The 24,109-nt window shown below is 57.4% G+C and carries 25 protein-coding genes and 1 other annotated feature; of the genes, 6 read left to right on the top strand and 19 right to left on the bottom strand.

Features of this window, described 5'->3' with window-relative positions:
* Positions 1-10 precede the first annotated feature (10 nt).
* Complete coding sequence (locus tag ACKLKD_RS12325; RefSeq protein ID WP_025714435.1) at positions 11-1,219, top strand: glycosyltransferase family 2 protein; 1,209 nt, start codon at positions 11-13, stop codon at positions 1,217-1,219.
* A gap of 69 nt (positions 1,220-1,288) precedes the next feature.
* On the opposite strand, the gene ACKLKD_RS12320 is transcribed toward ACKLKD_RS12325, so the two are convergent.
* The 12 genes from ACKLKD_RS12320 to hisL all read right to left on the bottom strand — a co-directional run bounded on the left by ACKLKD_RS12320 (position 1,289) and on the right by hisL (position 11,536).
* On the bottom strand, positions 1,289-2,749 hold the full coding sequence (locus tag ACKLKD_RS12320) for a glucosyltransferase domain-containing protein (RefSeq protein ID WP_025714436.1): 1,461 nt from the start codon (positions 2,747-2,749) through the stop codon (positions 1,289-1,291).
* 1 nt (position 2,750) lies between these two features.
* Positions 2,751-3,731, bottom strand: coding sequence for a glycosyltransferase family 2 protein (locus tag ACKLKD_RS12315; protein ID WP_025714437.1), 981 nt, complete (start codon positions 3,729-3,731; stop codon positions 2,751-2,753).
* Positions 3,728-4,012 (bottom strand): GtrA family protein, encoded by a 285-nt coding sequence (locus ACKLKD_RS12310; RefSeq protein WP_229265947.1) that lies wholly within the window; start codon positions 4,010-4,012, stop codon positions 3,728-3,730. The genes ACKLKD_RS12315 and ACKLKD_RS12310 overlap by 4 nt, the downstream gene beginning before the upstream one ends.
* A gap of 284 nt (positions 4,013-4,296) precedes the next feature.
* Positions 4,297-4,896 carry a bifunctional phosphoribosyl-AMP cyclohydrolase/phosphoribosyl-ATP diphosphatase HisIE gene (gene hisIE, locus ACKLKD_RS12305; RefSeq protein ID WP_025714192.1) on the bottom strand — a complete coding sequence of 200 codons (600 nt, stop codon included), beginning with the start codon at positions 4,894-4,896 and terminating at the stop codon, positions 4,297-4,299.
* Positions 4,890-5,666, bottom strand: coding sequence for an imidazole glycerol phosphate synthase subunit HisF (gene hisF, locus ACKLKD_RS12300; protein ID WP_017899707.1), 777 nt, complete (start codon positions 5,664-5,666; stop codon positions 4,890-4,892). Before hisF ends, hisIE begins: the two co-directional genes overlap by 7 nt.
* Positions 5,648-6,385, bottom strand: a complete 738-nt coding sequence (hisA, locus tag ACKLKD_RS12295; protein ID WP_087806087.1) for a 1-(5-phosphoribosyl)-5-[(5-phosphoribosylamino)methylideneamino]imidazole-4-carboxamide isomerase — start codon at positions 6,383-6,385, stop codon at positions 5,648-5,650. Before hisA ends, hisF begins: the two co-directional genes overlap by 19 nt.
* Positions 6,385-6,975 carry an imidazole glycerol phosphate synthase subunit HisH gene (hisH, locus tag ACKLKD_RS12290; protein WP_024622793.1) on the bottom strand — a complete coding sequence of 197 codons (591 nt, stop codon included), beginning with the start codon at positions 6,973-6,975 and terminating at the stop codon, positions 6,385-6,387. Before hisH ends, hisA begins: the two co-directional genes overlap by 1 nt.
* Positions 6,975-8,042 carry a bifunctional histidinol-phosphatase/imidazoleglycerol-phosphate dehydratase HisB gene (gene hisB, locus ACKLKD_RS12285; RefSeq protein WP_004144133.1) on the bottom strand — a complete coding sequence of 356 codons (1,068 nt, stop codon included), beginning with the start codon at positions 8,040-8,042 and terminating at the stop codon, positions 6,975-6,977. Before hisB ends, hisH begins: the two co-directional genes overlap by 1 nt.
* A complete protein-coding gene (hisC, locus tag ACKLKD_RS12280) occupies positions 8,039-9,100 on the bottom strand; it encodes a histidinol-phosphate transaminase (RefSeq protein WP_087806089.1) in 1,062 nt (353 codons plus the stop codon). Before hisC ends, hisB begins: the two co-directional genes overlap by 4 nt.
* Positions 9,097-10,401 (bottom strand): histidinol dehydrogenase, encoded by a 1,305-nt coding sequence (gene hisD / locus ACKLKD_RS12275; protein WP_064188319.1) that lies wholly within the window; start codon positions 10,399-10,401, stop codon positions 9,097-9,099. Before hisD ends, hisC begins: the two co-directional genes overlap by 4 nt.
* A 39-nt stretch (positions 10,402-10,440) precedes the next feature.
* Positions 10,441-11,340 (bottom strand): ATP phosphoribosyltransferase, encoded by a 900-nt coding sequence (gene hisG / locus ACKLKD_RS12270; RefSeq protein ID WP_002912152.1) that lies wholly within the window; start codon positions 11,338-11,340, stop codon positions 10,441-10,443.
* A 47-nt stretch (positions 11,341-11,387) separates the two neighbouring features.
* Positions 11,388-11,510, bottom strand: a sequence feature (His leader region).
* On the bottom strand, positions 11,486-11,536 hold the full coding sequence (gene hisL, locus ACKLKD_RS12265) for a his operon leader peptide (RefSeq protein ID WP_004899375.1): 51 nt from the start codon (positions 11,534-11,536) through the stop codon (positions 11,486-11,488). (Overlaps the previous feature by 25 nt.)
* Positions 11,537-11,712: 176 nt before the next feature.
* Between hisL and ACKLKD_RS12260 the strand changes: the two genes are divergently transcribed.
* The 4 genes from ACKLKD_RS12260 to plaP all read left to right on the top strand — a co-directional run bounded on the left by ACKLKD_RS12260 (position 11,713) and on the right by plaP (position 15,113).
* Complete coding sequence (locus tag ACKLKD_RS12260) at positions 11,713-12,537, top strand: SDR family oxidoreductase (RefSeq protein WP_025714195.1); 825 nt, start codon at positions 11,713-11,715, stop codon at positions 12,535-12,537.
* Positions 12,538-12,574: 37 nt separating this feature from the next.
* Positions 12,575-13,465, top strand: coding sequence for a LysR family transcriptional regulator (locus tag ACKLKD_RS12255; RefSeq protein WP_080897489.1), 891 nt, complete (start codon positions 12,575-12,577; stop codon positions 13,463-13,465).
* Positions 13,466-13,702: 237 nt separating this feature from the next.
* Positions 13,703-13,765, top strand: a complete 63-nt coding sequence (gene yoeI, locus ACKLKD_RS12250; RefSeq protein ID WP_096335043.1) for a membrane protein YoeI — start codon at positions 13,703-13,705, stop codon at positions 13,763-13,765.
* Positions 13,755-15,113, top strand: coding sequence for a putrescine/proton symporter PlaP (gene plaP / locus ACKLKD_RS12245; protein WP_080897490.1), 1,359 nt, complete (start codon positions 13,755-13,757; stop codon positions 15,111-15,113). Before yoeI ends, plaP begins: the two co-directional genes overlap by 11 nt.
* Before the next feature lie 1,483 nt (positions 15,114-16,596).
* On the opposite strand, the gene ACKLKD_RS12240 is transcribed toward plaP, so the two are convergent.
* The 4 genes from ACKLKD_RS12240 to nifL form a co-directional block, all read right to left on the bottom strand.
* Positions 16,597-17,112, bottom strand: a complete 516-nt coding sequence (locus ACKLKD_RS12240; RefSeq protein ID WP_080897492.1) for a nitrogen fixation protein NifQ — start codon at positions 17,110-17,112, stop codon at positions 16,597-16,599.
* Positions 17,112-18,518 carry a nitrogenase cofactor biosynthesis protein NifB gene (gene nifB, locus ACKLKD_RS12235; protein ID WP_016161454.1) on the bottom strand — a complete coding sequence of 469 codons (1,407 nt, stop codon included), beginning with the start codon at positions 18,516-18,518 and terminating at the stop codon, positions 17,112-17,114. The genes ACKLKD_RS12240 and nifB overlap by 1 nt, the downstream gene beginning before the upstream one ends.
* Before the next feature lie 164 nt (positions 18,519-18,682).
* Positions 18,683-20,257 carry a nif-specific transcriptional activator NifA gene (nifA, locus tag ACKLKD_RS12230; protein ID WP_008804120.1) on the bottom strand — a complete coding sequence of 525 codons (1,575 nt, stop codon included), beginning with the start codon at positions 20,255-20,257 and terminating at the stop codon, positions 18,683-18,685.
* Positions 20,254-21,738, bottom strand: a complete 1,485-nt coding sequence (gene nifL, locus ACKLKD_RS12225) for a nitrogen fixation negative regulator NifL (RefSeq protein WP_008804121.1) — start codon at positions 21,736-21,738, stop codon at positions 20,254-20,256. The genes nifA and nifL overlap by 4 nt, the downstream gene beginning before the upstream one ends.
* A gap of 319 nt (positions 21,739-22,057) precedes the next feature.
* Here nifL and ACKLKD_RS12220 point away from each other — a divergent pair, with 319 nt between their 5' ends.
* Positions 22,058-22,588, top strand: a complete 531-nt coding sequence (locus ACKLKD_RS12220; protein WP_008804122.1) for a flavodoxin — start codon at positions 22,058-22,060, stop codon at positions 22,586-22,588.
* 22 nt (positions 22,589-22,610) lie between these two features.
* Here ACKLKD_RS12220 and nifM read toward each other — a convergent pair whose 3' ends face one another.
* The 3 genes from nifM to ACKLKD_RS12205 are packed head-to-tail and all read right to left on the bottom strand — an operon-like array spanning position 22,611 to position 24,108.
* The gene (gene nifM, locus ACKLKD_RS12215; protein WP_087805722.1) at positions 22,611-23,411 is read right to left on the bottom strand and encodes a nitrogen fixation protein NifM; all 801 of its coding nucleotides are present in this window, start codon (positions 23,409-23,411) and stop codon (positions 22,611-22,613) included.
* Positions 23,411-23,854 (bottom strand): nitrogen fixation protein NifZ, encoded by a 444-nt coding sequence (locus tag ACKLKD_RS12210; protein WP_087805719.1) that lies wholly within the window; start codon positions 23,852-23,854, stop codon positions 23,411-23,413. The genes nifM and ACKLKD_RS12210 overlap by 1 nt, the downstream gene beginning before the upstream one ends.
* Positions 23,851-24,108 carry a nitrogenase-stabilizing/protective protein NifW gene (locus ACKLKD_RS12205; RefSeq protein ID WP_008804125.1) on the bottom strand — a complete coding sequence of 86 codons (258 nt, stop codon included), beginning with the start codon at positions 24,106-24,108 and terminating at the stop codon, positions 23,851-23,853. Before ACKLKD_RS12205 ends, ACKLKD_RS12210 begins: the two co-directional genes overlap by 4 nt.
* Between the last annotated feature and the right edge of the window lies 1 nt (position 24,109).

The raw sequence follows: 24,109 nt of genomic DNA, 5'->3' as shown, positions 1-24,109 counted from the left end.
TGGTATTTTTATGGCTCATGAAAAAAGTGATATTATTGTTTCGGTCGTTATTCCTGTTTACAACGCCGAAGAGTATATTGCAGATACTCTAAAAAACATTGTTTCACAGTCATTGTATGAAATTGAAATTATAATAATCAATGATCATTCGAGTGATAATACATTAGATATTCTTAAGAAGATTGCATCCAGCGATGAAAGAATACAAATTATTGACAACGCTGTAAATATTGGAGCTGGCATATCACGTAATATAGGTCTTTCAGAAGCAAAGGGAGAATACATAATATTTCTTGATGATGATGATTATGTCGATACAAACATGTTGAAGCATATGTCTGATTATGCGGAGCTATCAGGGGCAGATATCGTTGTATGCAGAAGTCGCTCATTTAATCTACAATCTCTCCAGTATGCTCCAATGCCAGATTCGATTCGAAAAGATTTATTACCAGAAAAAGCAGTTTTCTCCCCTGGTGATATTGAACGAGACTTTTTCAGGGCATTTATATGGTGGCCATGGGATAAACTATTCCGACGTGAATTTATTATTAAGCACTCGTTGCGCTACCAAGATTTAAGAACATCAAATGATCTGTTTTTTGTGTGTGCATCTATGCTTAGTGCCGAAAAGGTAACTATTCTTGATGAAATATTGATTGCTCATACGATTAATCGAAAAACATCATTGTCTTCAACTCGCTCTGTTTCCTATCATTGCGCACTTGATGCTCTTGTTGCTCTAAGGGATTTTCTCTTTAAAAATGGCATGATGCAAAAGCGACAAAGGGATTTTTATAATTACATTGTCGTATTCCTTGAGTGGCACTTAAATACGCTATCGGGTGAAGCCTTTAATAAACTGTTTCAAAATGTGAAATTATTCATCAGCAGTTTTGATATCAATAATGAAGACTTTTATGACGAGTTTATTCTTTCTGCTTATCGACGTATTGCTGATATGTCTGCTGAAGAGTATCTTTTTTCATTAAAAGATCGGGTTCTTAATGAATTAGAAAATGCCCAACGAAATATTTTGACCTTACAAAACGAAGTTGAGGAGATAAAACAGCAGCTTCATCAAAAGGACGAAATGATTGCTTCTATGAAAAGGGAGAATTTAGCTATTAAAGCAGATAATAAAATTCTCGAAAATTACAATGAAGAGCTAAAGACTGTTCATGCGAAGTTTCTTAAACTACTCTCAAGCAAGGACTAGTATTTAAAAACGTACTTTATGAGTATGGCAATAATGCCCTCATAAAAAATGAGGGCGGCATAAAAATTACTAATAATTTATCGTTGACCTTCGCATTGCATCTGACGTTTTGATAACCATACAATCATCAATACATCGATTGGTCTCAGAAATTATTACGTTGTTAGATAGCTTGAAATTAAACCCTTTCATAATTCTGATCTCTTCAGCCATACCTTTGAGCGCCCAGGGCGCTGCTAATGAAATATTCCCAAACTCATCATATCTCTGCGTTTTTGTAAAGGCATTGTAAGCAGGATCTGTAAGATCAAACATTAATTTTCCTGTATAATGCTTAGGTACTTTATTAGTTATTTCCGCAGCAAGCGCCTGAATTTCAGAGCGTTGAGGAATAATAAATCCATTTATAATATTATACTGAGCTATTATCATAGTTGTTAAAGCGATAAGAGGCCAGACAAAGGCTTGCTTAAGTAGTCTACTGACAATGCTATTTATGCCAATAAGAAATAGAGTTGATATAATAAGTTCTAAGGCCACTAACGAGCGGAATGCTGCCCAATTTTCTTTTGTCGCTAAATTTGGAGCGTAGGAACCGATCCCGATCGCTATGACTATTAACGTTTTCCATCTGCCTGATTTTCCCATCAAAATAGTATATAAGCCGATTAAAATTGCAAACGCGGAGAACCAGGAATATATTTTTGCTGGTTGTATGTTATAGTTATTTACAGCGTTTATTAGTGATTCATTTATGAACCATTTCATTTTTCCACCGAAATCTGCGGTTAACTCAGCTCTCGATAATGATTCCCCATATAGCCAGACAGGAAATACTTTTGACATGATAAAACTGCCTGCAACACCAATAACTAAAATGATAAAACATGTCGCAACCTTTTTTACAGTTAAACTATTTTCTTTTTTTACGCAACTATCAAGCATAAAAAAGAATAAGAACGTAATTGCTGTCGGTTGATATATTGCAAATGCCACCCATAAGACAACAATGGATGCTAATTTTTCTGGCAATGACGACCGCTGCTTCGAATGTGGAAAGCATTTATTATAACTAATACCTGCAAGCAACACTGAAATAGTGAATGGGAAACATGTTGCCCATGAAGCATAAACTTGAAACGCAGGGAGTAGGCAAATTAACAGCGGAAATATTACTTTGAACGCGAGGTTGTCAAATATTTTTCTGCTGTCTATGAAGTTGTAAATGAAGCCACTTAAGGCAACAAGACTTAATATATTAAAAAGTCGCAAATACGAAAATGAAGAAATATCATTAATTAGCATTTGCCCATAGTAACGGAACACAGCATAAACGGGACGACCAGATTGGACATCCCACTGAAAAGAAGAGCCGTTTCTTGTTATAGCATCAAAGAATGTGGACCAGTCGTCTGAAAATGCATATGAAAAGAAAATTACTGGTGAAAATGTTAACATAAGCAAAAAGAAATAAAAAATGTAAACGTTTTTTTTATTTCCCTCTGCTAAAGGATTGATCAGATTTTGCATGTTATTTTCCATTGCTATCATTACCTACGCTTTCATCAATGAAATATTTAGGTCTATTTTTTGTCTCTATATAAATTTTGCCGACATATTCACCTATAATACCTAAGGAAAGCATTTGCACACCGCCAAGAAAGAATATAGCGATCATGACTGATGTCCATCCCTCAACTGTAGTACCAGTTGTTTTTTGAATTAAAGCATAAATCGCTGCGATGGTAGATATTATGCAAGTTATAAAACCTGTCATGGCTATAATTCGTAACGGTGTAACTGATAATGAGGTAATTCCCTCGAGAGCCAGCGCAAGCATTTTTTTAATTGGATATTTTGATTCGCCTGCAATTCTCTCTTCACGGCTATATTGCACCTCGATCGAAGGATATCCCACAAGAGGCACTAATCCACGTAAATATATATTTTGCTCTTTATATTGTTTCAAAGCCTCCAATGCGCGATTACTTAATAATCTATAATCGGCATGATTTGGAGTTTGATTTACTCCCATGTGGGACATGATTGCGTAAAATGCATTAGCTGTTGTGCGTTTAAAAAACGTGTCACTGTCTCGATTACATCTTACGCCGTATACTATGTCATATCCTTGGCTGTAAGCGTCGATCATTTTTTCGATGCAATTAACATCATCCTGTAGATCCGCATCGATGCTAATGGTTACGTCTGTATCGACCGTGCGTAACCCTGCCATTAAGGCAATTTGATGTCCTTTATTTCTTGATAATTTTATTCCTCGCACATAGCGATAAGCGGTTGAGGCATCTTTAATTTGCACCCAAGTATTGTCACGACTACCATCATCGACAAACAAAAGATAACTATTGTTGTTGATTTTATTTCTGGTTATCAATGAGTTTAGTACATTCGAAAGCTTTTCGAGACAGAAAGGGAAAGCCTCTTGTTCATTATAGCAGGGTACCACAATAGCTAAAGAAGGAGTGCTTTTTATATCAGTTGAGGTTGTCATTTCATCGCCCAGAACTTGTTTAAAATAAAACCTGTGATAGTGTATGTGAACATCCCAAGGATTTGTGCTGAATATATTTTTTCTGGCATAAAAACGAAAAATATTTTCATGACAATGATATTTGCCACATAACAAATGAAGCAAACACATAAGAATTTTATTAGTCTATTGATACTGATTGGTTGCGTAAATGTAAATATTGTGTTCACTATGAAGCTGAAAACGATACCTACCACATAACCCATCGCATTGGACAAATAAATACCTAAACCCAAATGCATTAGGATAAAAATTACAACTGCCGTAATTAGTGTATTGACTATACCAACTAACCCATATTTCATTAGTTGCCATAATGGGCCTGAACTTGGCATTATATACTCCGCTTGCGTTCCATTTGGTTGTTAAAGGCGGCAGCATTCTAACAAACTACATCTGTCATGTGAATCCAATTCACATCTGAAATATTAGGTTGTAAAGGATATTGGGGGTATTTCGAGTGCTGCGCGAAGGGATCATTTAGAAAGAGTAATTAATGGCGGTTTTATAACCGCCATGTCTTATATTACTTATGCCGTGCTCTTAAATTATCAATCACTTCCCCGAGATCCAGTCCCTGGTCCTGAAGCAGCACCAGCAGGTGATACATCAGGTCCGACGCCTCATTCTTCAGCTCGAAGCGGTCGTTCACCGTGGCGGCCAGCGCGGTCTCCACGCCTTCTTCCCCCACTTTCTGCGCAATACGCTTGGTACCGCTGGCATACAGCTTCGCCGTGTAGGAGCTCTCCGGGTCGGCGTGCTTGCGCTCGGCCAGCAACTGCTCAAGCTGATAGAGGAACAGCCACTGGTGGCCGGTTTCGCCAAAGCAGCTGGTGGTGCCTTTATGGCAGGTTGGGCCGATTGGGTTCACCAGTACCAGCAGCGTGTCGTTGTCACAGTCCGGGGTGATGCTTACTACGTTGAGGACATGGCCCGAGGTTTCACCCTTGGTCCACAGCCGCTGCTTGGTGCGTGAGTAAAAGGTGACCTTGCCGGTGGCTTCGGTTTTCTCCAGCGCCTCCTTGTTCATGTAGCCCAGCATCAGCACTTCGCCGGATACGGCGTGCTGCACGATGGCCGGCATCATGCCGTCCGTTTTTTCCCAGTCCAGCTGTTCAGTCAACATACCCTTATCTCCACGCCCTGTGCCGCCAGGTACGCTTTCAGTTCGCCAATATTAATAATCTGTTTGTGGAATACCGAGGCCGCCAGCGCGCCGTCAACGTCGGCGTCGCGGAAGGCTTCGAGGAAGTGTTCCATGGTTCCCGCGCCGCCGGAGGCGATCAGCGGCACATGGCACACCGCGCGGACCTTCGCCAGCTGCTGGAGGTCGTAGCCGTTGCGCACCCCGTCCTGGTTCATCATGTTAAGGACGATCTCGCCCGCGCCGCGCTTCTGCACTTCCTCCACCCAGTCGAGGGTTTCCCACTGTGTCACCCGGGTGCGGCTCTCGTCGCCGGTATACTGGTTGACGTGATACTTGCCGGTCTGTGCATCAAACCAGGTATCAATCCCCACCACAATGCACTGCACGCCAAAGCGGTCGGCAAGGCGGGTGATCAGCGTTGGGTCGGCGAGAGCAGGGGAGTTAATCGAGATCTTATCGGCGCCGAAGGAGAGGATCTGCGCTGCATCTTCCAGCGACTTGATCCCGCCCGCCACGCAGAAAGGAATGTCGATCACTTCCGCCACGCGCGAAACCCAGCTCTTGTCGACCACCCGGCCGTCGCTGGAGGCGGTGATATCATAGAACACCAGCTCGTCGGCCCCTTCGTCGGCATAGCGCTTGGCCAGCGGAACGATGTCGCCAATGATCTCGTGATTACGGAACTGCACGCCTTTCACTACCTGGCCGTCGCGGACGTCGAGGCAGGGGATTATCCGTTTTGCCAGCATTGAATGGCCTCCGTTACGTTGAATTTACCTTCCAGCAGCGCGCGACCAACAATCACGCCGCGCACCCCGGTGCCGCGCAGGGCGGCAATATCATTGAGATCGCCGATGCCGCCGGATGACTGAAACGCCACCTGCGGGTAGCGGGCGCAGACTTCCTCGTACAGCGAAACGTTAGAGCCCGCCAGCGTGCCGTCGCGGGAGATATCGGTGCACAGCACGTGCTGCAGACCGACCGGCAGATAGCTCTCCACCAGCTCCTCCAGCGTTACGCCGGAGTTTTCCTGCCAGCCGCTGACCGCCACCTGCTTGTTGCCGTCGGCGTCAATGCGCACATCGAGCGCCAGCACCAGCCGTTCAGGGCCAAAGCGTTTAAACCAGCCTTTTACTTCTTCCGGTGACTTCACCGCGGTGGAGCCGACCACCACGCGGGCGACGCCGGCCTCAAGCAGAGCCGCGACATCCGCTTCGGTCCGCACGCCGCCGCCAACCTGTACCGGGACGTCAACCCCGGCGACCAGCGATTTCAGCAGCGGGATCTGGCGCTTCGCCGGATCCTTCGCCCCGGTCAGGTCCACCAGGTGCAGGACTTCCGCTCCCTGAGCGGCATAGGACTGCAGGCGCGGCAGCGGATCGCTGCCATAGTCGCGCTGCTGGTCGTAATCGCCCTGATGGAGACGAACGACGGTGCCGTCGATTAAATCTAAAGCAGGAATAATCATCACATCTCCAGGAAGTTTTTCAGCAGCTGCGCCCCGGCGCTTCCGGAGCGCTCCGGGTGGAACTGCACGCCAAAGAAGTTATCTTTCTGCACCGCGGCGGTGAACGCCTCCCCGTAATTACACTGGGCAATCGTGTACGGGTTGACCGGCATGGCGTAGCTGTGCACGAAGTAGAAATAGGCGCCTTCTTCAATGCCGCGGAACAGACGATCGCCCGCTTTGGCATATACCCGGTTCCAGCCCATGTGCGGCAATGGCAGGCCGTGGTCGGTCATCTTCGGCACCTCTTCTTCGATAATGCCCAGCAGATCGACGCCGTTGTTCTCCTCGCTGCGCTTGCCGAGCAGCTGCATGCCCAGGCAAATCCCCAGCACCGGCTGGGTACAGGCTTTGATCAGGTCGATCAGCTCCCGGTCGCGCAGCTGATCCATCGCCGCCTGGGCGGTGCCGACGCCGGGAAGAAACAGTTTATCGGCACGCAATACCACTTCCGGATCGCGGCTGACCAGCGGCTCATAGCCGTGGCGGCCAATCGCCGATTTCACCGAATTGAGGTTGGCGCAGCCGGTATCAAGGATCACCACATTCATTACAGCACCCCTTTGGAAGACGGCAGGGCATCGCCCTGGACGCGGATCGCCTGGCGCAGCGTACGGCCAAAGGCTTTGAACAGGCTCTCCACGCGGTGGTGATCGTTCTTACCCTTGGTTTTCAGGTGCAGGGTCACCGCCATGGTGTAGGAGAGCGAGCGGAAGAAGTGTTCCACCATCTCGGTGCTCAGATCGCCGACGCGCTGATAGGTGAAGTCCGCCTTATACTCCAGGTGCGGGCGGCCGGAGATATCCAGCGCGCAGCGGGCGAGACACTCGTCCATCGGCAGCACGAAGCCGAAGCGGTTAATGCCGCGCTTGTCGCCGAGCGCCAGCTTCAGGGCTTCGCCGAGGGCCAGGCCGGTATCCTCCACCGTGTGGTGATCGTCGATGTACAGATCGCCGCCGACGTTAACCTCCATGCGGAAGCCGCCGTGGGTGGCGATTTGGTCGAGCATATGGTCAAAAAAGCCGACGCCGGTGTGGATCTTGCTGCCGCCTTCGCGGTCCAGCCATACTTTCACATCCACCTGGGTCTCTTTGGTGATGCGCTCGACGTGGGCATAGCGGTCGCGACGGGTCAGTTGCTCGCAGATGGTCGGCCAGTCCAGGGTCTCACGGTCATAGCGCAGGCCGGTAATCCCCATGTTATCCGCCAGCTCGAGGTCGGTGGCCCGGTCGCCAATCACATAGCTGTGGGCTTTATCCAGCACACCCTCTTCCAGCCACGGCAGCACCAGCTGCGTTTTCGGCTTGCGGCAGGCGCAGTTGTCGCCCGGGAAGTGCGGACAAATCAGCACCTCTTCGAAATTGACGCCCTGCGAGGCGAAAATCTGCATCATCAGGTTGTGCGGGCCATCAAACGCTTCCTGCGGCAGGCTGTCCGTCCCCAGACCATCCTGATTGGTGATCATCACCAGCTTATAGCCTTCCTGCTGCAGCTTAAGCAGCGCCGGGATCACCTGCGGCTCAAACGCCAGCTTGTCGAACCGGTCCACCTGGAAATCCTCCGGTGGTTCGGAAATCAGGGTGCCGTCACGGTCAATAAAGAGATACTTCTGGGTCATACATTCTCCGCAGTCAAGGCGTCAATCACGCGCTGGCTCTCGGCACGGGTACCGATAGTGATACGCAAACAGCCGCTTAATGAAGGTTGTTTATTCTGGTCACGTAAGATAATGCCCTGATCCCACAAAGATTTAAACACTGCGCTGGAGGCGGTTATCCGCGCCAGGACATAGTTCGTTTCGGAATCGAAGACCTGCTCTACGCAGGCGATGCCGCGCAGTTGTTCCACCAGGTAGCGGCGCTCGTCAAGGATCTGCGTGACGCGCTGGCGCATTGCCGCGATGCCTTCCGCGCTCAGGGCCTGGGCGGCGATATCGGCCACCGGCGTGGAGAGCGGGTACGGGGCGATCACTTTCAGCAGCACGTTAATCACCTCGGCGTTGGCGAGGGTGAAGCCGCAGCGCAGGCCGGCGAGGGCGAAGGCTTTGGACAGCGTGCGCAGCACCACCAGGTGTGGATAGTCGCTGAGCCAGCCGGCCAGCGTCGCCTGCGGGCAGAATTCAATGTAGGCTTCGTCGGCCACCACGATGGCTTTGCCGCGGGTCATCTCCAGCAGGTCGCGCATCGACTGCGGGTCGATAATCTGCCCGGTCGGGTTGTTCGGGCTGCAGACGAAGACCACCTTCACCCCGTCCAGTTGCGCTTCGATACCCGGCAGGTCGAGCTGCCAGTCGGCCAGCGTCGGCACAGTGCGGCATTCGACGCCGATGGTTTCGGCGCTGACGCTGTACATGCCGTAGGTCGGCGGGCAGTAGAGCACGGCGTCCTCACCTGGTTCACAGAAGGCGCGGATCAGCAGCTCGATGCCTTCGTCGGCGCCGCGGCTGACCAGCACCTGCTCCGGTTTGACCTCGGCGTAGCGGGCGTAGCTCTCAATCACGGCCTTCGGCTGCGGCTCCGGATAGCGGTTCAGCGTCTGCTCGGTCAGCTGGAAGGCCACGGCGGTGGGGAATTCGTTGGCGTTGAGCCAGACATCGCCTTTACCGCCCAGGCGGCGAGCGGATTGATACGGGGTCAGCGCGCGGACGTTGGCGCGGGCTAAATCTTCAATGCTCATGCTTGCTCCTTCAGGGCGGCAACGCGCAGCGTTACGGCGTTTTTGTGGGCGTCAAGGCGCTCGGCGGCGGCCAGGATCTCAATCGTTGAGGCGAGGGCGGCAAAGCCGTCGCGCGACAGCTCCTGCACGGTCATCCGCTTCTGGAAGTCAGCCAGACCGAGGCTTGAGCAGGTGGCGGTATAACCATAGGTCGGCAGGACGTGGTTGGTGCCCGAGGCGTAGTCGCCCGCGGATTCCGGTGACCAGTCACCGAGGAAAACCGAGCCGGCGCTGGTGATGCTGTCCACCAGCTCGCGGGCCTGACGGGTCTGAATGATCAGGTGCTCCGGGCCGTACTGGTTGGAGATAGCCACGCACTGCGCCAGGTCGCGGGCCACGATGATCCGGCTGGCGGAGAGCGCCACGCGGGCGGTTTCTGCGCGCGGCAGGGCGGCCAGCTGGCGTTCAACCGCCTCGGCGACACGGCTGCCCATCCCGGCGTCCGGGGTCAGGAGGATCACCTGCGAGTCCGGGCCGTGTTCTGCCTGCGACAGCAGGTCGGAGGCAACAAAGTCCGGGTTAGCGCCGCTGTCGGCGATCACCAGTACTTCCGACGGGCCGGCCGGCATGTCGATCGCCGCCCCGTCCAGACGCTGGCTGACCTGGCGTTTGGCTTCCGTCACGTAAGCGTTGCCCGGGCCAAAGATTTTATCCACCTTCGGCACCGACTCGGTACCGAGGGCGAGGGCGGCGATGGCCTGCGCGCCGCCGACGTTAAAGATGGTTTTCACGCCGCACAGCTGCGCGGCATAGAGGATCTCATCGGCAATTGGCGGCGGCGAGCAGAGCACCACCTGCTGACAGCCGGCGATGCGCGCCGGCGTCGCCAGCATCAGCACCGTGGAGAACAGCGGCGCTGAGCCACCCGGAATGTACAGCCCGACGGAGGCGATAGGGCGGGTAACCTGCTGGCAGCGCACGCCCGGCAGCGTTTCGACATCCACCGCCTGCAGCTGCTGCGCGTTGTGGAAGGTCTCGATGTTTTTCACCGCCACCGCCATCGCCTGCTTCAGCTCGTCGCTGAGGCGTTCACCGGCGGCGGCGATCTCCGCCTCACTCACCTGCAGCGCGGCGACGGTGGTTTTATCAAACTTCGCGCTGTATTCGCGCAGCGCCGCGTCGCCGTTGGCTTTGACGTTATCGAGGATCTCCGCCACCGTTTTACTGATGCTGTCGGAGGCGGAAATCGCCGGGCGCGTTAAGAGTTGTTGCTGTTGGTCTGCACTACAGCCGTTCCAGTCGATGATTGTGTTGAAGCTCATGATTGTTTTCCCCTGTGTGTCCCGTGACCGGCTGGCCGATTACTCCATCATCTTCTCAATCGGCAGCACCAGAATGGAGCTGGCGCCCAGCGCTTTCAGTTTTTCCATGGTCTCCCAGAACAGGGTTTCGCTGCTGACCATGTGCATCGCTACGCGCTGCTTGTCGCCTGCCAGCGGCAGAATAGTCGGACGCTCGGCGCCCGGCAGCAGGGCCACCACTTCTTCCAGACGTTCGGTCGGGGCGTGCATCATGATGTATTTCGACTCGCGAGCCTGGATCACACCCTGAATACGGGTCAGCAGGCGGTCGATCAGCTGCTGTTTGGCGTCGGCCATCTCGCCGTCGCGCTGGATCAGGCAGGCTTTGGAGCGGTAAATCACTTCCACTTCGCGCAGGCCGTTGGCTTCCAGGGTGGCGCCGGTGGAGACGAGGTCGCAGATAGCGTCGGCGAGGCCGGCGCGCGGCGCTACTTCCACGGAGCCGTTCAGCAGACAGGATTTAAAAGAGATACCTTTTTGATCGAGGTAGCGCTTCAGCAGGTGCGGGTAAGACGTGGCGATGCGTTTGCCGTCCAGCGCCGCCGGGCCGTTCCAGGCTTCATCCACCGGGGTCGCCAGCGACAGGCGGCAGCCGCCGAAGTCCAGACGGCGCAAGGTGAAGTAGCGCGGGTCTTCGCCCTGGGCGCGGCGGCTGAGCAGCTCTTCTTCCAGCACGTTTTCGCCGATAATGCCGAGGTCGACAACACCGTCCATCACCAGGCCCGGGATATCGTCATCACGCACGCGCAGAATGTCGATTGGCATATTTTCCGCCAGCGCAATCAGACGCTGGGTGTGCAAATTGACTTTAATGCCGCAGCGGCTGAGTAATTCGCGTGAATCTTCGCTTAAACGGCCTGATTTCTGAATAGCTATGCGTAAACGGGTGTTGTCTAACATTGTTCTTTTCCTCTAAATACCTGTCTGAATCTGCTTGAATTTGGTCCAAAAAAAAGCCCCCGGAAGTGAATCTTACGGGGGCTCTCTGCGCGTTCATGCACCACTGGAAGATCCAAATGTCTTCCAGCACACATCGCCTGAAAGACTAGTCAGGATGATGGTGATGATGGTGGTGTTTAAATTGAACGCGGTTCATATAAATTCTCTGTGAATGACTATGCATTTGATGTCCTTTAACCTAAACCACTTCAGCCGCAGAAAGCAAGGGCTTTTTTCTATCATTAATTCATTTCACATTGAGGGAAGAAATTGTCAGTTGCCGCTGGCTGGCGTAGCCTGTAATCAGCACAGCGAAAGAGTCAGGAGCCTGGGATGAAAAAGGTCGCGATAGTCGGTTTGGGATGGCTGGGGATGCCGCTGGCGCTGTCGTTAATGGCGCGAGGCTGGCAGGTCACCGGGAGTAAAACCACGCAGGATGGCGTGGAGGCGGCGCGGATGTGCGGGATCGATAGCTATCCGCTGCGCCTGGAGCCGCAGCTGGTCTGTGATACCGAGGACCTCGACGCGCTGATGAACGTCGATGCGCTGGTGATCACACTGCCCGCCCGGCGTACCGGGGCGGGAGAAGGGTTTTATCTGCAGGCGGTGCAGGAGATTGTCGATACCGCGCTGGCGCACCATATTCCACGCATCGTCTTCACCAGCTCCACCTCGGTGTATGGCAATGTCAACGGTACGGTGAAAGAGAACACGCCGCGCCTGCCGCAGACCGCCAGCGGGCGGGTGCTGAAGGAGCTGGAGGACTGGTTACACAATTTGCCGGGGACGTCGGTGGATATCCTGCGTCTGGCCGGGCTGGTGGGGCCTTCCCGTCATCCAGGACGTTTTTTTGCCGGCAAGTCAGCGCCGGATGGCCAGCACGTGGTCAATCTGGTGCATCTTCAGGATGTGGTGGCCGCTATTGAACTGCTGCTGCAGGCTCCGAAGGGCGGGCACATCTATAATCTATGTGCGCCCCGCCATCCGGCACGCGGCCTCTTTTACCCGCAGATGGCTCGCGAGCTGGGGCTGCCGCCGCCGGTGTTCAGCGACAGCCCGGACGGCGGTCAGGGCAAGATTGTCGATGGCAATCGTATCTGCAATGAGCTGGGGTTTGAGTACCAGTACCCCGATCCGCTGGTGATGCCGATGGAATGATCCGCCAGCGGTGATTCGCATACCGTAAGGGGGAGCGATGAAACCACTGCTGGATGTCCTGGTGATCCTGGATGCTCTGGAAAAAGAGGGGAGCTTTGCCGCCGCATCGGCAAAGCTCTATAAAACGCCCTCGGCGCTGAGCTACACCATTCACCGGCTGGAAAGCGATCTCAATATTCAGCTGCTCGACCGCAGCGGCCACCGCGCACGCTTTACCCCCACCGGACAGATGTTGCTGGAGAAAGGGCGGGAGGTGCTGCATATCGCTCGCGAACTGGAGAACCGGGCGGTTAAGCTGCAGCAGGGGTGGGAGAATAGTCTGCGCCTGGCCGTGGACAGCACGTTTCCCGTGGCGCAACTCTCACCGCTGATCGCGGCATTTTATCAACAGCAGCCGCTGACCCGGCTGCACTTCACGCTTAACCCGTCGCTGCTGGACTGGCAGCCGCTCACTGGCGGGCAGGCCGATCTCCTGCTGGGGGCGCTCGGCGATCCGCCGCCGCTAAGCGGCTATGATTATCTTCCCCTTGGCGAACTGGAACTGCTGCTGGTGGTTTCCCCACTGCACCCGCTGGCCCGGCACAGTCCTCCGCTGAGCTGGCGGACCCTGCGCCGTTACCGGGCGGTGGCCACCGGCGAGGGTGGGGCGCTGCTCAGCGATCAGGAGACCCTGACGGTGTGTGACGCCGCGGGGCAGCTGGCGCTGCTGCGCATGGGGCTGGGCTGGGGCTGTCTGCCGCGCTACCAGGCGCAGGGGCTGCTGGATAGCGGTGAGCTTATTAGCCTGGTCGTGCGCGGGCGGTCGCCTCGTCAGCGCGCCTGGATTGCCTGGAATGACGCTACCTGCGGTTTGGCCAGTAAATGGTGGCGTGAAGCGCTATTAGCAAATAGTGCTATTTTTACAGTTTATAATACGGAAATCGTATAGATATTAGCACGTTAAAAAATATGCTTACGCAGTGAACTTCATAACATCTTGTCAACGCCGTTGAATTTGTTGCAAAATATGCGGCCTGAAAACCAGAGACTAGCCGACGCTTTTTTTTAAAGTGTCGGTTATTTTTTTGGTCGAAAGACACATCATTCAATACCAAGAGGCCGGGCTTCGTACCGGATAGATATTTACTAAAAACCGACAGTCGTTGTCGCTGAGGAATAGAAAGAAATGGGGCAATTTTTTGCTTACGCGCTGGCGTTCACCGTAAAAGGGGATAACTATGTCGCATAACGCTACTCCAAATACCTCTCGCGTGGAATTACGTAAAACGCTTACGTTAGTTCCGGTTGTAATGATGGGCCTGGCCTATATGCAGCCGATGACGCTGTTCGATACGTTTGGTATCGTCTCTGGTATGACCGACGGTCACGTGCCGACGGCCTACGCCTTTGCGTTAATCGCTATCCTGTTTACTGCCCTGAGCTATGGCAAGCTGGTACGTCGTTACCCTTCCGCCGGCTCGGCGTATACCTATGCGCAGAAATCCATTAGCCCGACCGTAGGCTTTATGGTGGGTTGGTCTTCGCTGCTCGACTACCTGTTCGCGCCGATGATCAACATTCTGCTGGCAAAAATCTATTTTGAAGCGCTGGTGCCTTCGATTCCGTCGTGGGTGTTCGTTATCGCGCTGGTCGCCTTTATGACCGCCTTTAACCTGCGCAGCATTAAATCCGTGGCCAACTTCAACACCGTGATTGTGGTGCTGCAGGTGGTGCTGATTGCCGTCATTCTCGGCATGGTGATTTATGGCGTGTTTGAAGGCGAAGGCGCCGGTACGCTGGCCAGCAGCCGGCCGTTCTGGTCCGGTGACGCGCATGTGATCCCGATGATTACCGGGGCGACGATCCTGTGCTTCTCGTTTACCGGCTTTGACGGCATCAGCAACCTGTCTGAAGAGACCAAAAATGCAGAACGCGTCATTCCGCGCGCGATCTTCCTGACCGCGCTGATCGGCGGCCTGATCTTCATCTTTGCCACCTACTTCCTGCAGCTGTACTTCCCGGATATCTCGCGCTTTAAAGATCCGGATGCGTCACAGCCGGAAATTATGCTCTACGTAGCAGGTAAAGCCTTCCAGGTGGGCGCGCTGATCTTCTCCACCATCACCGTACTGGCGTCCGGTATGGCGGCGCACGCTGGCGTGGCGCGTCTGATGTACGTTATGGGCCGCGACGGCGTGTTCCCGAAAAGTTTCTTCGGCTACGTCCACCCGACCTGGCGCACCCCGGCGATGAACATCATCCTGGTTGGCGCTATTGCGCTGCTGGCGATTAACTTCGACCTGGTGATGGCGACGGCGCTGATTAACTTTGGTGCGCTGGTGGCGTTTACCTTCGTTAACCTGTCGGTGATTTCGCAGTTCTGGATCCGTGAGAAACGCAACAAGACGCTGAAAGACCACTTCCAGTATCTGTTCCTGCCGATGTGCGGCGCCCTGACCGTTGGCGCCCTGTGGGTCAACCTGGAAGAGAGCTCAATGATTCTGGGCCTGATCTGGGCCGGTATCGGTCTGGTCTACCTGGCCTGCGTGACCAAAAGCTTCCGCAACCCGGTGCCGCAGTACGAAGATGTGGCCTAAGGCATAGCGTAGTGTGAATGAGAAAAGCCGGAGGGAAACCTCCGGCTTTTTTTTCGCTTGGCTCGGTGCGATATCTTTTGCCCGGCGGCGCTGCGCTTGCGCGGGCCTACGGTGATGGTTAACCTTCTGAAATTTAATGGTTATGTAGGCCGGGTAAGCGAAGCGCCACCCGGCAATATGTTGGGCACGGAAACGACGACCGGACGGTTCCCTCTCCCTCCGGGAGAGGGTTAGGGTGAGGGGAAGCACTGCAGTGTGGTTGTTTATGTTATCGGTGGCTTCAGCGTAGTTTGCGCTCCCGATTAGTCTTCTGCGTTATGTCTCTTATGGTGCTGGGAGCGCACAGGGGGCGGCCAGTCGCCGCCGCCCCCTGTACCCCCGGGCTCCGGCCGGCAAAATCGCCACTGCGTGGTACCTTCGACTTATCCCTGCAGGCTTCGGGTCGGGCCGAGGCAGCGTCCCTGCAAAACACGGCCCTCAGCCCGCATCCATGCGGGCTGCCCCGGCCTGCCGGGAACGTCTCAGCGATTTTGAGGCCGCCAGCACCGGCAGTTTCAGTGGCCCCTGATCCAGTGGTGATTTGGGGTTGTAGGCTGGGTAAGCGAAGCGCCACCCGGCACAAAAGCGGCTCCGCGCCCGCTGTCCTTGCCCGGCGGCGCTGCGCTTGCCGGGCCTACGGTGTTGAGTAACCTTCTTATATGTAAATGTCTTTGTAGGCCGGGTAAGCGAAGCGCCACCCGGCAACATGTTGGGCACGGAGCCTGATGTATTGCCCGGCGGCGGGGAGACTGTTATCGGTTTACCACGTTCTCAGACTCCGTAGGCCGGGTCAGGCGCAGCCGCCACCCGGCAATATGTTGGGCACGGAAACGACGACCGGACGGTTCCCTCTCCCTCCGGGAGAGGGTTAGGGTGAGGGGAAGCATTGCAGTGTGGTTGTTTATGTTATCAGTGGCTTCAGCGTAGTTTGCGCTCCCGGTTAGTCTTCTGCGTTATGTCTCTTATGGCGCAGGGAGCGCACAGGGGGCGGCCAGTCGCCGCCGCCCCCTGTACCCCCGGGCTCCGGCCGGCAAAATCGCCACTGCGTGGTACCTTCGACTTATCCCTGCAGGCTTCGGGTCGGGCCGAGGCAGCGTCCCTGCAAAACACGGCCCTCAGCCCGCATCCATGCGGGCTGCCCCGGCCTGCCGGGAACGTCTCAGCGATTTTGAGGCCGCCAGCACCGGCAGTTTCAGCGGCCCCTGATCCAGTGGTGATTTGGGGTTGTAGGCCGGGTAAGCGAAGCGCCACCCGGCACAAAAGCGGCTCCGCGCCCGCTGTCCTTGCCCGGCGGCGCGGCGCTTGCCGGGCCTACGGTGATGGTTAACCTTCTGAAACTTAATTGTTATGTAGGCCGGGTAAGCGAAGCGCCACCCGGCAGAAACCCGCGTAAAGCGCTAAAACGCGAGTGTGGTTGGGTCAGCCGCAGGGGGCTGCGGCTTGTTTATAGCGGCGGCGGTTCGAAGCAGAGGCTGCGCTCCAGGCACTCGTCGCAGCTTGGCGATCGGCAGACAATCTCCCCCTGCGATTGCAGGCAGCGCTGGCGGTAAAAGAACTTTTTCCAGCGCATATGGTGGACGTTCTGCACCACCAGCTGTGGAAAGCAGTCGCTCATCAGTCGGCCCAGTTCCGCCCGCGAATCGAGTCCCAGATCCTCCCACAGATGGTTAAACGCCAGCGCCACCTCGGCAACGATCTGCGCCATCGGTTCAGCTCCCGGCACCATCCACTCCGTCAGCCACTGCCCCAGCTGCCGACGCTCTTCGTCGCGGGTGGCATTCAGCTCGGTCATCAGCCGACGGCGGCTCAGCGTCGCGCTGTCCAGCGGCGTCGCCACCTCGCCCAGCCGCTGCTGCAGCGACCGCCATGCAGCGGGAGTCAGCCCCATCCGCAGCGGAAAGCAGCCTTTTCCGGCGTGATACAGTCGCCACAGGCGGGTCAACCAGTCGACGGGCGCCATCAGGCGACTCCCTGACGCAGGCGCGATGCCGCCAGGCTCTGGCGCCGCCGCTGCCACCAGGCGGGCAGCACCTCAGCGACCGAACGCCACGCGCCGTCCACCTGCGGCTCAATGCCCTGCAATTCCAGTTGCTGCCATGGCGTATGGCCGATACGCACGCAGAACACCGCTTTTACGTCGGCGAGCAGCGCCAGCAGCGCCGCCAGTCTGGCCTCGTTCTCCTGGGGATCACACTCCTCTTCGCCGCGGCAATATTTTGGCGTAAAGCGCTCGCCCACCAGCACCATACCGGCGGCCGACAGGCTGTAGATCGAGAAGCGGTCGGCATGGCCAAAATGACAGTCAATGACCTCGCCGTGGCGGGAGGCCACGGCCACCAGACAGGCGTCATCCGCGTCCGACTCCCCCTGCGTGGCGAGGCTGGCATGAAGTTCGGCGCGCTGGTGGAGGATGGGCAGCCAGTCGGGGAGGCTGTCCGGGTCCGGCAGCCGGGTGAACTGCTGGCTGCGATCTTCGCCCAGCATGCCGATGGCGTCGGCACGGCACTGGTGGCAGTGGGTCATCTGCGGCATCACCTCCCCGCACTGGCTGCGGATCGCGGCGAGCATCCCGGCGTCCGGCTCCGGCTGGCCGTTGAGACCAAAAACCGTGCCGTGCTCCGGTCTGGCAATCAGCGGCATAATATTGTGAATAAACGCGCCACTTTCCCGCAAACGACGGCCGACCTCAGCCATGCCGCCGTCGTTGATCCCCGGGATCAGCACCGAGTTTATCTTGACCAGCACTCCCGCGGCGGTCAGCCTGCGGACTCCTTCAAGCTGGCGGGCAATCAGGATCTCCCCGGCTTCCCGGCCGCAGTAGCGTTCGCCGTCGAGCCACAGCCAGGCATAGATTTGCCCGGCGATATCGGCATCCAGGGTATTGATGGTCACCGTGACGTGATCCACGCCGACCTCCAGCAGGCGATCGACCGCGTCGGGCAGCATCAGCCCGTTGGTCGACAGGCATAATTTGAGGTCCGGAAGCTGGTCGCGGACCAGCTCCAGGGTGCGGAAGGTGCGGGTCATATTGGCCAGCGGATCGCCGGGCCCGGCTATGCCGACCACCGACAGCTGCGGGATGGCCTGGGCCACCTGGCGCACTTTCAACACCGCCTGCTCGGGGGTCAGCAGCGTCGATGACACCCCGGGACGGGACTCATTGCTGCAGTCGAATTTACGGTTGCAGTAGTTGCACTGCAGATTGCAGGCCGGGGCGACCGGAAGATGCATCCGGGCGAAACGGTGGTGCCCGCTGCGGGAGTAGCAGGGGTGCGCGGCGACCTTGTCGGCCACCCGCGGCGCTAACGCGCTGGCGTCCGCCGACTGACAGGCGTTACCGCCGGAAAAAGAAGAGCAGGAAGTCATGGTCGTACCTTCATGGTTGGGCGATACCTTCCTGCTGCAAACGACGTACCAGAGACGAATTTTTTATCTGACTGAAAAATAAAGCGTTATCCCGCATCCCTGCGGCACAACATTGTCGCGTTCCTGCCGCACTGACGACAATGTCCTGAACCTGACACCGCGGCCTACAGACGCGGCAGGGTGATATCCATGATCTGGATCCGGTAAGCGACCTGGCGCGGCGTCATCCCCAGCAGCCGTGCCGCCTTGGCCTGCACCCAGCCCGCTTTTTCCAGCGCGGCGATCAGTCGCTGGCGTTCGTCCAGGCTGTTGTCCAGCCAGCTGTCTTCCGCTGGCCCGCTGGCGGGCAGGGCTTTGGCGGGACGATCCTGGTGAGTGAAGAGGATCACGTCGCGATCGATCAGGCCACTCTCCGACATCACTGCCGATCGTTCGAGGCAGTTCTCCAGTTCGCGAACGTTACCCGGCCAGCTGTACTCCATCAGCAGGCGGATCGCGCCCTCGCTGATCCGCAGCGTGCGCCCCTGATGCTGGCCGATTTTGCGCACCAGGAAGTGCGCCAGCTCGGCGATGTCCTCCTGACGCTCGCGCAGCGGGGGCAGGGCGATGGGCATCACGTTCAGACGATAGTAGAGATCCTCGCGGAAATGGCCCAGCCGGACCTCCTCCTCCAGGTGACGGTTGGTGGCGGCGATGATGCGGACATTCACCCGCAGGGTCTCATCGCCGCCGACCCGCTCCATCTCCCCCTCCTGGAGGATACGCAGCAGCTTGGCCTGGAACGAGGCGCTGCTTTCACCAATCTCATCGAGGAACAAGGTGCCGCCATCCGCCAGCTCAAAACGTCCTTTACGCTGACGCACCGCCCCGGTAAAGGCGCCTTTCTCATGGCCGAACAGTTCGCTTTCCAGCAGGGTGTCCGGCAGCGCCGCGCAGTTAAATTTGACGAAGGCGGCGCCAGCCCGTGGCGAATGGTGATGGATGGCATTGGCGATCAGCTCTTTCCCGGTGCCGCTTTCGCCGCGCACCAGCACGGTGGTGTCCCAGCGCGAAACCTGACGGATCACCTCCACGATCTGGCGCATCGCCGGGCTCTTGCCGACCATATTGTCAAGGCCCACGCCGCGGGACGACGAGCAGGCCGGCGGCCGTTCCACCTTCGGCGGCTGGCGGCTCGACAGGGCGGGTGAGGCAGGAAGGATCATCAGCCGGATGGTCTGGGCGACGAGGTTGGCGACGGTTTCGAGAAAACGGGTGCAGGCCGGCAGCCGCTCTTCCTGGCGCGCCATCGGCTGGGCCGCCAGCACCCCTATTGGCCGGGCGTTGGGCCCCATCAACGGTACGGCGATAAACGGCAGATCGTAATCGTAGAGGCTCAGGCGGTCGAGAAAACGCTGATCGTCGGCGACCCGGGGCAGCACCAGCGACTGCCCCTGGGCCAGCACGGTCCCCACCAGTCCCTCGCCGGGGCGATAGCGGATCTGCGTGCTGCCGGGGAGGGGCTGCTGGCCGGTTTGCTGCAGCGCTTCGATACTGAGGATCTCCTGCTCGCTGTCGTACAGGCAGATCATCCCGTGCTGCATAAAGGCATCGTTGTGTAATACGCTGAGCACCTCCTGCAGCGTTTTGCTGGCCTCGGTGGCCCGGCTCAGCACCACGCTTATCCGCTGCATGGCGGTGAACTGCTGAGAGAGGTCGAAGCGTCTGACGGTGGTGTCCGGGTCGGATTCAGGGATCATGCTTCACCTCCGGTCAGGGTGTTAAACAGCGGGAAACGCAGGGTCAGGCAGGTGCCGCCCTGCGGTCGGGAAGCCAGCTCAATGGCCCCGCGATGGTGCGCCACCAGGGTCTGGATCAGCCGCAGCTCCATGCCTTTGCCCGGCGAGTTCAGCGCGTCGGGGGAGTGAGCGTAGCGCACCTGCAGCAGCGGTACGTTGTCAGTCAGATACAGCGACAGCCAGCCGTCGTTCTCCTCGGCGTAGAGCTGCATCGCCAGCGGCACGGAGGGGAGTTCGGCGGCGAGGGCCAGGGTGCGATCGAGCCACAGGCTTAAGCACGCCAGCAGTGGGGTGCGCTGGCCAAAGCCGATCAGATGCGGTGAGGCCATGTCGACCTGCAGCCCGTCGGGATCGAAGCGGGTACGGTAGAGGGCGCACAGATCGTCGAAAAAGGGCTGCAGCGGCCAGACGGCGGGGTTTTCGAGTTCCAGCGATGGGCGACAGCGCTGGAGCCGCGCCATCGCCTCTTCCCCTTCACGCCAGGCGGCCTCCAGCGCCACATTCCCGCTTCCCTCGCCGTTCAGCCGACGGGCTGCCGCCAGCATATTAATCGGGCAGTTCAGCTGGATCAGCGCGGCGTCCAGCGACTCGCGGATCGCCGCCAGCAGCTTGCCGGCGGTCATTTGCTGCTTCAGCCGGTCAAGGCGCCCTTGCTCCTGCTGCTGACGCTGCTGGGTACAGTCGGCGATCACCACCAGGGTCCGCGCCAGCGCGCTGTCGATAAAGTAGCGGCTGGCCTCTTCACTGACGCCGGGCAACGGCCAGCAGGTTACCGACAGCCAGCGCGCGGCCCCGCGCAGCGCCACCGGCAGGATCGCCTCCACGCCGGGCGTCATCCGGCCAGGGGAGACCTGCAGCTCGGTGAGCAGCTCCCGGCCGCCGCAGTCAGCGCAGAAGGTTTTGTAGGCGAGGTTGTCCATCACCACCCGATCCTGCTCGTCCACCACTACCACGGCGGCGGGGATATTATTCAGCACCGCCTCCATCAGGGTCATATGGTTGCGCAGCCGCTGTTCGAGGGTGTAGCTGACGCTGATATCCCGCTGCATCGCCAGATAATGCTCCAGTTCCCCTTGCGGGCTAAGCACCGGGGTGATGTCAATCTCCACCAGGTACAGGCCGCCGTCCCGACGCTGATTAATCAGCTGACCGCGCCAGGGCTGACGCTGGAGCAGGGTATGCCACATCTCCTGATAGATCTCGCGCGGCGTCTGGCTGCTGGCCAGCAGGCGCGGGTTCTGGTTTAACAATTGCGCCAGCGAATAGCCGGTCTGGCGGCAAAACGCCGGGTTGGCGTAAATGATCCTGGCGCTGGCATCGGTGAGGGAGATGGCCACCGAGGCCTGTTCCACCATGGTAAAAAACAGCCCCGGATGTTGTTGAATCAGCGCGCCGGCGATGGCCTCCGGCGCGGCGTTATCGAGCATCATATTCAGGGTCATCGCAAACTCCTGTGTCGCAGTTATGACAAATTGTCCGACACCGTGCGCAAAACGCGGCGGGGTAAGCCGAACCCGGATAACCATGCAAAGTGTGAGCCCTTATCGGAACGACCACGCGAAACATTGATCCGACAGGGGGAAAATTCACGGATTTTTACCTTTCGCCCCGCCGGGTGCGCCTTTGGCGCGCGGCATCGTGATGCGAAGCGATCCTGATGGGGCAGGGATGGGCCGTCGCGGTGCAGGGCAACCTGGCACAGCCTTCGCAATACCTCTGTCGTCATTCCTTTTTTCAACACCATTCCGACAGGAGCGTACTATGGCGAACATTGGCATTTTCTTTGGTACCGATACCGGTAAAACCCGCAAGATCGCGAAAATGATCCACAAGCAGCTGGGGGAGGCCGCCGCCGCCCCGGTCAATATTAACCGCGCCACGCTGGCGGACCTGCTGGCCTACCCGGCCCTGCTGTTGGGGACGCCGACGCTGGGCGACGGCCAGTTGCCGGGCCTCGAGGCCGGGGGCGAGAGCGAGTCGTGGGCCGAGTTTATCCGCAACCTCGGCGACGTTAGCCTGCAGGGGAAAACGGTGGCGCTGTTTGGCCTCGGCGATCAGCGTGGCTATCCGGATAACTTCGCCAGCGGGCTGCGGCCGCTGTACGACGCCCTGCGTGCCCGCGGGGCGACGATGATCGGCAGCTGGCCGAACGAGGGGTATGAGTTCAGTGCCTCATCGGCGCTGGAGGGGGATCGCTTTGTCGGACTGGTGCTGGACCAGGATAACCAGTTCGACGAGACCGACGCGCGGCTGGCGACCTGGCTTGAGGAGATTAAACCGCATCTGCTGTAGGCGATGGCGGGTAGCCTGTCGGCTACCCGCACAGCCCCGGCTGGCGCGCTAACATCTCGGCCAGCCACTGGTGCTGGTGGCGGCGCTGGCTCTGTTGACTGAGGTAATCGCGGGCGCTTTCCAGCGCCTGCTCAGGCGTCATCGGCGCGGCAGGGCGAATGGCCTCACACCAGACCAGATGCCAGCCGAGCTCGCTGGCCACCGGCGCGCTCAGCGCATTTTCCGCCAGCGCAAACAGCGCCTCCTCCAGCTGCGGATAGAGCAGCCCCCGGCCGATCCAGCCCAGCAGTCCGCCGTCCAGCGCGCTCGGGCAGTGGGAGTGTCGCTGGGCCAGCGGCGCAAACGCCTCGCAGGAGGCTTCGATTTGCCCATGAAGCTCCCGTATGCGCGAGTAAACTGTCTGGTCGTCGCCATCGACGGTGAGCAGCAGATGGCGGGTCAGGCGCTGTTCCGGGCGCATAAACTGCGCCTGATGCCGCAGATACCAGGCCTGCACCGTGGCGGGATCCGGCCGCGGCGCCTGGCTGGCAATCCCGGCGAAGGCGGTTTCCAGCCGGGCGTGGTGCAGGACGATCGCCGCCCGCTCCGCTGGCGTAAATCCTCCCTCATCCAGCCAGGCGCCCAGCGAAGTGGCGAGGCCCTCCTGCAGCGCGGCGGGGATCGCCTCCGGCGCAATCTGGGCGACAATAACCTGCTCCATCTGGGCCTGGCGCTGCCAGGCCGCCTCGAAGGCCTGCCGGTCGACCGCGTCGATGGCCGCCGGCTCGCAGTTCCAGCGGCTCTGCGCCAGCCGCTGTCGGCCAAATCGTTGCCATGGCTCCATTATTCTTCCTCCTTTGCCAGCGCCAGCGCGCTTACCGGGACCTGGAACCAGCGGCCTCCGAAGTCGACGATATAGCCGTCGCCGTGCTCGCCCCGGTCGGTGGCTTCGATGCGACCCAACTGACCGACGCTGACCACCATCTCGCCCTGCATCGCCAGCACTGTCTGACAGATTACGCTATCGCCATACTGCAGATTGCCGGCCAGCCAGGGCCGATCGCCGGCAATCAGCTCCTGTTCGCGACAGCCGACCACCCGGTCGCAGTCCGGGAAGTGGATCTGGTAGATGATCTGGTCCTGCAAGAATACTCCCCAGTCGCGGACATAGCCGATGCTGCCCCGGCGCACCAGCAGGGCGCCGGACGGCAGGCCCGCATAGGTGCCATCGTTACGGATGGCGCGCACGACGCGGACCGCTTCGCTAAAGGTAAATCGGGGTCTCATGGCGTGTTCTCCTCGAACTGTTGCTGATAACTCTCCGCCAGCAGTCGGCGCGCCAGCAGCCAGTGCGCGCGCGGGTTATCCTCCAGCTGGTTGAGCAGAGGCACTTCCGCCTTCAGCTTGCGGTGAAAGGTGGCCAGCACCGGCAGGCTGCAGTGCGCCAGGCGCTCGGGCTGATAGGGAACGGCGAAAAACTGAAAGAACGCATCGGCGGAGCGCAGGTCGCCCACGCCGGGGATCTGATAAAACCACTCCATA

The organism is Klebsiella sp. 10982 (assembly GCF_048589245.1).
Lineage (GTDB): Bacteria > Pseudomonadota > Gammaproteobacteria > Enterobacterales > Enterobacteriaceae > Klebsiella > Klebsiella quasivariicola.
This window is presented reverse-complemented; position numbering and strand designations above follow the sequence as displayed.

Bases quoted from the DNA above. Each gene is read 5' to 3' on its own strand.
- ACKLKD_RS12220 (WP_008804122.1), top strand. From the start codon at position 22,058: ATGGCGAACATTGGCATTTTCTTTGGTACCGATACCGGTAAAACCCGC.
- hisC (WP_087806089.1), bottom strand. From the start codon at position 9,100: ATGAGCATTGAAGATTTAGCCCGCGCCAACGTCCGCGCGCTGACCCCG.
- ACKLKD_RS12210 (WP_087805719.1), bottom strand. From the start codon at position 23,854: ATGAGACCCCGATTTACCTTTAGCGAAGCGGTCCGCGTCGTGCGCGCC.
- hisH (WP_024622793.1), bottom strand. From the start codon at position 6,975: ATGAATGTGGTGATCCTTGATACCGGCTGCGCCAACCTCAATTCGGTG.
- plaP (WP_080897490.1), top strand. From the start codon at position 13,755: ATGTCGCATAACGCTACTCCAAATACCTCTCGCGTGGAATTACGTAAA.
- nifA (WP_008804120.1), bottom strand. From the start codon at position 20,257: ATGATCCCTGAATCCGACCCGGACACCACCGTCAGACGCTTCGACCTC.
- hisG (WP_002912152.1), bottom strand. From the start codon at position 11,340: ATGTTAGACAACACCCGTTTACGCATAGCTATTCAGAAATCAGGCCGT.
- nifB (WP_016161454.1), bottom strand. From the start codon at position 18,518: ATGACTTCCTGCTCTTCTTTTTCCGGCGGTAACGCCTGTCAGTCGGCG.
- ACKLKD_RS12315 (WP_025714437.1), bottom strand. From the start codon at position 3,731: ATGACAACCTCAACTGATATAAAAAGCACTCCTTCTTTAGCTATTGTG.
- hisIE (WP_025714192.1), bottom strand. From the start codon at position 4,896: ATGTTGACTGAACAGCTGGACTGGGAAAAAACGGACGGCATGATGCCG.
- ACKLKD_RS12260 (WP_025714195.1), top strand. From the start codon at position 11,713: ATGAAAAAGGTCGCGATAGTCGGTTTGGGATGGCTGGGGATGCCGCTG.
- ACKLKD_RS12240 (WP_080897492.1), bottom strand. From the start codon at position 17,112: ATGGCGCCCGTCGACTGGTTGACCCGCCTGTGGCGACTGTATCACGCC.
- ACKLKD_RS12325 (WP_025714435.1), top strand. From the start codon at position 11: ATGGCTCATGAAAAAAGTGATATTATTGTTTCGGTCGTTATTCCTGTT.
- hisA (WP_087806087.1), bottom strand. From the start codon at position 6,385: ATGATTATTCCTGCTTTAGATTTAATCGACGGCACCGTCGTTCGTCTC.
- hisB (WP_004144133.1), bottom strand. From the start codon at position 8,042: ATGACCCAGAAGTATCTCTTTATTGACCGTGACGGCACCCTGATTTCC.
- ACKLKD_RS12310 (WP_229265947.1), bottom strand. From the start codon at position 4,012: ATGCATTTGGGTTTAGGTATTTATTTGTCCAATGCGATGGGTTATGTG.
- hisF (WP_017899707.1), bottom strand. From the start codon at position 5,666: ATGCTGGCAAAACGGATAATCCCCTGCCTCGACGTCCGCGACGGCCAG.
- nifM (WP_087805722.1), bottom strand. From the start codon at position 23,411: ATGGAGCCATGGCAACGATTTGGCCGACAGCGGCTGGCGCAGAGCCGC.
- ACKLKD_RS12320 (WP_025714436.1), bottom strand. From the start codon at position 2,749: ATGCAAAATCTGATCAATCCTTTAGCAGAGGGAAATAAAAAAAACGTT.
- nifL (WP_008804121.1), bottom strand. From the start codon at position 21,738: ATGACCCTGAATATGATGCTCGATAACGCCGCGCCGGAGGCCATCGCC.
- ACKLKD_RS12255 (WP_080897489.1), top strand. From the start codon at position 12,575: ATGAAACCACTGCTGGATGTCCTGGTGATCCTGGATGCTCTGGAAAAA.
- hisD (WP_064188319.1), bottom strand. From the start codon at position 10,401: ATGAGCTTCAACACAATCATCGACTGGAACGGCTGTAGTGCAGACCAA.
- ACKLKD_RS12205 (WP_008804125.1), bottom strand. From the start codon at position 24,108: ATGGAGTGGTTTTATCAGATCCCCGGCGTGGGCGACCTGCGCTCCGCC.